Source organism: Arcobacter sp. AHV-9/2010 (genome assembly GCF_004116575.1).
In the GTDB taxonomy this organism is placed as follows: Bacteria; Campylobacterota; Campylobacteria; order Campylobacterales; family Arcobacteraceae; genus Aliarcobacter; species Aliarcobacter skirrowii.
The window spans coordinates 48,145-55,347 of record NZ_PDKH01000008.1; the positions used below are offsets into that span (position 1 = coordinate 48,145).

Annotated in this window: 4 protein-coding genes; 3 read left to right on the forward strand and 1 reads right to left on the reverse strand. The window is 27.5% G+C overall.

What is annotated here, in order from left to right; translation table 11 throughout:
• Positions 1-79: 79 nt before the first annotated feature.
• From CRU94_RS09275 to CRU94_RS09285, 3 genes are read left to right on the forward strand one after another with little or no spacing between them, the layout of a single operon-like run.
• Entirely contained in the window at positions 80-1,831 is a 1,752-nt protein-coding gene (locus CRU94_RS09275) for an HlyD family type I secretion periplasmic adaptor subunit (RefSeq protein ID WP_164966584.1), read from the forward strand.
• A 1-nt stretch (position 1,832) separates the two neighbouring features.
• Complete coding sequence (locus CRU94_RS09280) at positions 1,833-2,441, forward strand: response regulator transcription factor (RefSeq protein ID WP_129106498.1); 609 nt, start codon at positions 1,833-1,835, stop codon at positions 2,439-2,441.
• A gap of 15 nt (positions 2,442-2,456) precedes the next feature.
• Positions 2,457-3,395: a GlcNAc-transferase family protein gene (locus CRU94_RS09285; RefSeq protein WP_129106499.1), complete on the forward strand. Its 939-nt coding sequence runs from the start codon at positions 2,457-2,459 to the stop codon at positions 3,393-3,395.
• A gap of 58 nt (positions 3,396-3,453) precedes the next feature.
• On the opposite strand, the gene CRU94_RS09290 is transcribed toward CRU94_RS09285, so the two are convergent.
• Positions 3,454-7,203, reverse strand: a 3,750-nt coding sequence (locus CRU94_RS09290) for an immunoglobulin-like domain-containing protein (protein ID WP_258237449.1), incomplete at its 5' end; no start/stop codon positions are given.

Here is a 7,203-nt window from a genome sequence, read left to right on the forward strand (position 1 = left end):
CATAAGTTTTTAATAATTTAAGAACTTATTTTATGTTGATATGGTATATTTTAAGGAATTTGTTTTAAGGAAATATAGCTTGAGTACAGAAAGTAATAATTTGAGTAAAACTGATAAGTTAAACAAAAGTTTTAAATTTCAAAATAGAGAACTATTGGATAATTATGTTATTTTAGCAATAGTTGATGAAAATGGTATTATAAATCATGTTAGCACCAATTTATGTAAAATATTTGAATATAAAAGCTCTGAATTAATTGGACAGCCTTACACTTTTTTAATTTCAAAAGACTCTATTAAAACTTTCAAAGTTCAATTTGATGATGCAAAAGAGAATAAAGCAATTTGGAAGGGGGAGATAAAACACTCTTCAAAAATTGATAATACTATTTGGACTGATACAATAATTACACCTTTATTTGACGATGAAAATGAGTTAGTAGGATTTATCTTTGCTAGTAATGATATTACACAAGAAAAAAGATTAAAAAAAATTAATGAAGAGAATTTTCTTAAAAAGAAATATAGTAAAAATATTTTAGATTTTATGCCAAGTCTTAGTGCTGCTGTATTACTTAAAAATGCTAGCAATCTACAAAAGATATTATGGATAATCTTCTTTACTATTATACTATCTCTAATTTGGGCATCTTTTTCTAAAATTGATGATATCGTAAAAACAACAGGTAAAGTTATCCCTACAAAAAATATTCAAACAATTTCAACAATTTATTCAGGAAGATTGGAGCAGATGTATGTAAAAGAAGGTGATTTTGTATATGAAGGAGATATCCTATTGCAAATCTCAACAGAAGATGTAAAATCTGATTTTGAAAAAAAAGAGCTTGAGAGGTTATCACTAATTGCAAAAATAGCTAGACTTAATGCAGAAGCGAATATGAAAGATATAACTCCTGCAAATAATATCCTAGAAAACAATTTTGAAATAATGAATAATGAAATAATACTTTTCAAAAGTAATCTAAGCAAATTAAATACTTCTATTAAAATATTAAATGAGCAAATTAAACAAAAAAAGGGTGAATTAAAAGAGAATGAAGGTAAATTAATTATCTTAGAGAATAGCCACGCACTCTTACAAAAAGAGATAGATATAAAAAAAGTTCTAGTAAAAGATAAAATAATTTCTGAAGTTGATTATCTTCAACTTAGAAAAAGATTCAATGACACAGATTTAGAACTAAAAAATACAAAATCTATGATTCCTATTTTAAAATCTTCAATAAAGGAGTTATATGAAAATATTGAAGATGCAAAAGAGAAATATAGAAATGATGCAAAAAATCAAATGGTTGAATCATACTCTCAACTTAAAACAGTAGAGGAAGAGCTTAAATTACTATGCGATAAGATTAAAAACTCTACAATAAAAGCTCCAAACGATGGTACTGTAAATGTTATCACAGTAAAAACAAAGGGTGAAGCAATATCTCCTGGTAAAATTCTTGTAGAGATAATCCCTGATAAAGAGTACATTTTAGCAGAAGCAAAAGTGTTACCATCTCAAATTGGATTTTTAGATGTTGGACTACCTGTAAATCTTAAGTTTCACACTTATGATTTTACTTTATATGGTGGATTAGATGCTGAAATAGTATATATCTCAGCTGATTCTATTTTAGATGAAAATTCAAAAGAAGAGTACTATATAGTACAGATGAAATCAAATAAAAAATATCTTGATGAGGATAATAGAAGACTTTATATTAGAGCTGGTATGACATTAGATGCAAATATAATTGTTGGTAAAAAAACTATCTTAGACTATATTTTAAGGCCTGTCTTAAAAACTCTACAAATCGAGGGATAAGATGAAAATATTATTGTATTCAAAATCAAATTTTATAAAAGATGAGTTAAAAAAAGATGATTCTTTTTTTAAAGATTTAATTGTAAGTGATAATTTAAGAATTATAGAAAAAGAGATGAAACATGCCGAAACTTTGGTTATTTTACACCATCTAAATGATTTTAAAGATGATATTGAATACTTTATAAAACAGATTCAAGAATATAAAAATATTTATTTAATAGCACTATCAAATACTCCTACAAATTTAGAAGGTTGTAAATTGCTAAGGCTTGGTTATAAAAGCTATTTGCACTCTATTTCAAATTATCAAATTCTGAAAAGTGCAATAGAGTCTGTGATAACTGGAAATATATATCTATATCCTGAATTAATGCAATTTTTAATTTCTCAAGTTGGAATAACTCAAGAAAATAAAAAAGATAAAAATTTGGATATTTTAACACCAAAAGAGATGGAAGTTTTAAAACTTGTTTCAAAAGGTTATTCTAACTCTAGAATTTCAAAAGAGCTTGATATTGCTGAAATTACAGTTAAGAAACATATTGGTTCAATGTTTCAAAAATTAGATGTTAAAGATAGATTATCTCTAGCTTTGATTTTAAAGTAATAAAAGGGATTTATTTTGACTAATAAAATATTTATTAGTATAGCTTCATATTGTGATGATATGTTAGAATTTACAATAAAAAGTGCATATAAAAGTGCTAAAAATAAAGACAATATTATTTTTGGTATTGTTGATCAAAATTATGTAAGTAATAGAGAGCATATAAAATCTTTTGAATTCTCAAATCAAATAAGATATTGCCACATCTTTCCAGATGATTCATTAGGTGTATCTTGGGCAAGACATTTGGCTTTTTCACTTTATGATAATGAAGACTACTTTTTACAAATAGATTCTCACACATATTTTGAAAATAATTGGGATGAGAATTTAATTAATCAATACCATACTCTTTTAAAAAAATCTATAAATCCTATAATTTCAACTTATCCTCCAGGATTCTCTATTGAAACAGATAATAAAATAGTATGCAATAGACAATCAAATAAATATATATTAGTTTTAAAACCAAAAAAAGAAGCAATAATAGATAAAGATAATTTAGTTTTACAGTTTAGAGGTAAATATGAAATTTCAAATGAGCCAATCCTTGGATATCATTTAGCAGCAGGTTTTTTATTTACAAAAGGAAACTTTATAGAAGAAGTTCCCTATGATCCATATTTATATTTTCATGGAGAGGAACAGAGCTTAGCTATTAGATCCTATACAAAAGGGTGGGATATATTTCACCCTAAATGGGTTCCTCTTTATCATTTATATAAAAAATCCGAACAAAAATATCAATCACATCATTGGAGTGGTGAAATTACAAAAAAAAGAGATTTTGAATGGATTTATCTACAAAAAAGAGCAAAAAATAGAATCAAAAAATTAATTTTAGGTGAATTAAATAGTTCAATATATGGATTAGGAGATAGAAGAACTATTCAAGATTATATAAATTTTAGCGGAATTGATTATTTTAATTTTTCTATTAATGATAGTGCATAGATTTAAAAGGCTTATTTAAATAATAAGCCTTTTTATTTAGGAATGTAATTTTATAAAATTACATTCCACCATTATCATTTGATGAATCATCATCTAATAATCCACCTTGAATCATTAATGTTAAATTTCCATTTGATAAAATGTCAAAACTATTACCATTTTCATCAATTTCAGAAGATTGTTTTTCAAAACCTTCACTATTTTTTAGAGTAACGCTATCTTTATCATCACCTAAAATTTTAATTAAACTATCTTCTTTTGTATCTTTTATTAAATCTTTTAAATCTAGATTTAACTCATTTTCTTTTCCATTTGTCATATCAATCTCTTTAAGATTAGAAATATTATCAAAATTTAAATTTATCTGTCCCTCTTCATCAAATTTAAATATTCCATCATTTATCTGTGTATTTAACTCAAATTTAATCTCAAAAGATGATAAATCTTCATTTTCATCACTTACATTTACTTTAAATAATTTGACTTTATTTTCTGTAATTTCTATACCATTACCATTATAAGCATATTTTCCAGTTTCAAAATCAAATAAGAGTTTACCTTCTCCATCAATTTGAAGTCCATTTTTAGGCATATTTTCTCTTGTATATACAATATCATTTACCTCAATACTGTCAATTGTAATTTTACCATCTCCTCCAGATATATTATCTGATACATCTCCAAGTATTGTACCCTCAACTGTTCCTAAAATAGTAGTTTTTATTGCTGTAGGCTCATTTATTACAATAACTTCCTCTTGTGGCATAACCTGTACTATTTCAAGATATTTTAATGCATCTTTATTACTTTCAGGTGTTCCAACGGCTATTACTTTTAAATCAATGTTATTATCATCAATAAATTTTCTCCACTGTTCTATTGTTTTATCATTGTCACTATCTACTCTATTAACCTGCTCATTTGGAACACCATCTGATATAAAATATCCAACTACTTTTGCATTTGATTGAGAACTATCTTTAATATCAATACCCTTAGTAGCATCTATAGCATCCTTATAATCAGTTTGTCCTGTACTTAAACCTTTAATTTGCTCTCCATCATATTTTACTTTTGCATCTTGTCCCATAGTTAAATTATTTAGATAATCTATTGCATCATCAGCATTCATCCAACCAATATTTTTAGCAGCACCAGCAAATAGTGTTAAATTTACCATTGTATTTCCAGCTGTTTTGTACCCTTCAATAGTATCTATCATAGATTCTTTAACTACATCAAATCTTGTACTTCCTTTGCCATCAAGATCAACTGCAACATACTTTCCTCCAATATTTGTTCTAACCATACTTCCTGAAACATCTAATGTAAGAATTAAATTAGTATCGCTACTATTTTCAGTAATATTACTTGTTTCATCAATCGTATCTATAATTGAATCATTTGCATTTGATATTGCGAAATTAGTTTCATCTTCATTATCATTTGCTTCTGTTGCTTTAGCTTCTATTTCAAGATTTATCTCTCCTTTATAACTTTGAGGAACTTTCATTGTAAGAGAATCTAAAATTTCAATAGTTTCTGATGGTACATTAATTGTATAACTTCCATCTTCATTTTTTATGATTTCATATTTACTACTCTCTAAAGTTGCACTTTCTGGTACATTTTTAATAGTCACACTTAAAGCTTCACTTCCATCTTGATCTGTTAAAGCTGCATTAATATCAACTTCATAAGATTTTAGACCATTTTCAGTTGATTCATAACTATATCCAGTAAATTTGAATGCTGCTGTTCCTTGTCCTTGTCCTCCAAGATTTACAACTTCAAAACTGCTAAATTCTGAACCATTTAAAGGAGAATAATTTCCATCTTTAGTTGTTATCTTAACTGATTCTCCTACCTGTTTTCCATCTTTGTCATAGAATCGTATCTCTCCATTTTCTACTTTATCAACACTAATATTAATAACACTTATAGACTCATCTAAATCTACTTTATATGAGCTAGTTTTATTTCCACCATTTCCATTACTTTGACTAGCATTAAGGTTTACATTTAATGACTCACTTTTAATATCATTAATAACTAAAGATTCTCTAACATCTATAGTAGCTATTGGAGCATCAGCAACAGCTTTTACATCAATAGTTGTTGTATATTCTTCACTAAAGTTTCCATTACCATCACCAACTTGGAAGTTAAAACTTCCATCCACATCACTATTAGTATTTGGAACAAACTCAACACTTCCTGATGCAATTTGACCTAAAGTAATAGTTTGATCTTCTGTAATTTCAATTTTCATATCTTCAGTTGCTACTGTTTGATTACCTTCTTTATCTATTATTACTTCACCTTTTGTAATAGTTAAATATAATTTACCATTTTCAGGTAGTTGTGTTATTTTAATCTCTTCTGTATTTGCAGATAAATTATCTCCAAAATCTGTTATGTTTAAAGTATATGAAACATCTTCTTCTACATAAATAATATCATCTGAAGATGTTGGAGTATCTATATCTGGTGTAAAATCAAACTCAGCAGTTCCTTGATTAACTCCTTCATAATTACCTCCTTCAACTCTTATAACTGTTGCAACAACTTTTGATAAATCACCCAATTCTTTAGAGTCTATAGTCAAAGTTCCTCTACCTGTTGCATTTAATTCAACAATATATTCTTTTCCATTTATTTCTACAACTGCCGTTGCTTTACCTTGAGGAGGATAATTCTCATCTATTTGAATATTAAATGTTACGTCCCCACCATTTGTCACAATATCAGTCACATCAGTATCTAAAACCTCTTTATATTTAATTTCATGAATTAAATAATCATCTTTATTTGATGGAGCAGAGAACTCAACTTTATCAAATGATACTATTCCGCCATTTGAATCTGGTAATTCAAAAGTAAATGCTTCGTCAACTTTGTCTGAACTACCTTTTGCATTAACTTCTTTTATTAAATTATTATTTTCATCATAATATTTAACAATAGCTTTTGTAGTACTAGAACCATCTCCATCTACAGTTGCATAACCAACAATTTTTCCATCTTTTACAAATGTAAGTTTTGCTGTTTCATTGTTATTTCTCCAAGCAAAAGAGACATCAAGAGAATTTACATCTTTTCCACCAGTAAATTCAACAACAATTTTTTCTCCAACACCTAACTCTTTTGTATCGCCATTTGAAAGATTTTTACCTTCCACTCCAAATCCATCATGGTTTGTACCTTTAATTATTGATAAATCTGTTTCTTTACCATCACTATTATATCCAGTAACTTTAACTCCTGTTGTTCCATCAGTTTTTGTATTAACGTCAATAATTTTTGGAGTAGTAACAGTTGCTGTTATTGTTACATCTATTGGATCAGTATCATCTTTTACTGTAATAGTTGCTATTTTATTTTCAATAACTATTTCTGAATTTGATGTGCTTTTTATTGAAACTGTTTCATTTGTTGTTCCTTGCTTATAAGCATCATCAATTCTTGAAGTTTCAACATTTGCAACTACTTCCGTTTCACCTTTTGGAATAACAACAACTTGATTATTACTTAATGTAATAGTCAAATCCTCATCTTGTGGCTCATCTATCGAAATTGTAACTTGTCCTACAACTCTATTTCCTGTAACTTCTCCTGTATTTACTTCTGTTACTGTACTTCCAACTATCGAAATAACTGGTGGTAATGTTGGAGCTTCTGTTGGAGCTTCTGTTGGAGCTTCTGTTGGAGCTTCTGTTGGAGCTTCTGTTGGAGCTTCTGTTGGAGCTTCTGTTGGAGCTTCTGTTGGAGCTTCTGTTGGAGCTTCTGTTGGAGCTTCTGTTGGAGC

Bases quoted from the DNA above. Each gene is read 5' to 3' on its own strand.
- CRU94_RS09280 (WP_129106498.1), top strand. From the start codon at position 1,833: ATGAAAATATTATTGTATTCAAAATCAAATTTTATAAAAGATGAGTTA.